Annotated in this window: 1 protein-coding gene and 1 other annotated feature; the gene reads left to right on the top strand. The window is 64.0% G+C overall.

The window, feature by feature from the left end; all coding sequences use genetic code 11:
• Window positions 1-65 precede the first annotated feature (65 nt).
• Window positions 66-1,291, top strand: a protein-coding gene (locus tag M1M07_RS32245) for an IS3 family transposase (protein WP_248676767.1) whose coding sequence is annotated in 2 segments (ribosomal slippage) — window positions 66-348 and window positions 348-1,291 — 1,227 coding nt in all. Because the reading frame shifts where the segments join, the coding sequence is not laid out codon by codon here.
• Window positions 335-469 (top strand) — a sequence feature (AL1L pseudoknot). (Overlaps the previous gene by 135 nt.)
• Window positions 1,292-1,335: the final 44 nt, after the last annotated feature.

The following is a 1,335-nucleotide window of genomic DNA, read 5'->3' as shown; positions in this document are numbered from 1 at the left end:
CTGAAGCGTCCCTGGTTTCATTGAGGGTGAGCCAGATATCCCGGAAGGATCACCCCAGACTCACCATGGCGAACTACAAATACCCACAGGAACTGCGCGAGCGAGCGACCCGACTCGCAGTCGAAGCCCGCCGCGACCCCGATACCCGCACCGGCGCCATCAACCGGATCGCCGAGCAGACCGGCGTCCACAAGGAGGCCTTGCGGACCTGGGTGCGCAAGGCCGAAGACGCCGAACTCCCGACCGAGCCCGTCGATGCCGAAGCACGCATCCGCCGCCTGGAGAAAGAGAACCGCGAACTACGGCAGTCGATGGAAATATTACGTTCTGCCACAGCTTTTTTCGCGAAGGCGGAGTTCGACCGCCGACTGAGGTGATCGTCGCGTTCATCGACGAACACAAACACCGCTGGGGGATCGAACCGATCTGTCGCGTTCTGTCGGAGAACACCGAGGTCAAGATCGCCCCGGGCACCTACTACGCCTTCATCGGTCGCGAACCCAGCGCCCGTGCACGCCGCGATGCCGTCCTCAAAGAACACATCATGCGCATCCACTCCCACCCACGGATGCGGGTCTACGGGATCCGCAAGATTCACGCCCAGCTGGTCCGGGAGGGCCACGAGGTGGCCCGCTGCACCATCGAGCGGCTCTGCCGCGAACTCGGTGTCCGCGGCACCGTGCGCGGAAAATGGCCACGGACGACGAAGCCGGCACCGGAAACCGATCGGCCTGGTGACCTCGTCGAGCGGGATTTCACGGCCACTGCGCCGAACCAGTTGTGGGTGGCCGATCTGACGTATGTGCGCACGCAGTCCGGGTGGGTCTACGTCGCGTTCGTCCTGGATGTGTTCTCGCGCATGATTGTTGGTTGGCAGACCTCGACGCGGATGTACACCGATCTGGCTCTCGACGCGTTGAAGATGGGCCTGTGGGCACGGCGCCGTGCAGGCCACGACGTCACCGGCCTGGTCCATCACAGCGATCGCGGCGTGCAATATCGAGCGCTGCGCTACGCCCAGACTCTGGATCAGGCCGCGGCGGTCGCCTCCGTCGGATCGAAGGGCGACTCCTATGACAACGCGATGGCGGAGGCGCTGAACTCGCTGTACAAGGCCGAGTTGATCTTCCTCGACGGTCCCTGGGCCGGTCGGGAGGACGTCGAGGCCGCTACGGCGCAGTGGGTGCATTGGTTCAATACCGAACGGGTCCACGGCATGCTCGACTATCGGACTCCGGCCGAGGTCGAGACCGCCCACTACGCACAACCGCCAGCCGCTTCTGCGGCCTGAGAACTGAACACACGCTCAGCCTCAACAAAACTCGGGACTTGACA

This window comes from Rhodococcus sp. HM1, from assembly GCF_023218075.1.
GTDB lineage: Bacteria > Actinomycetota > Actinomycetes > Mycobacteriales > Mycobacteriaceae > Rhodococcus.
Note: the sequence above shows the minus strand (reverse complement) of the source record. Positions and strands in the feature narration are given on the sequence as shown.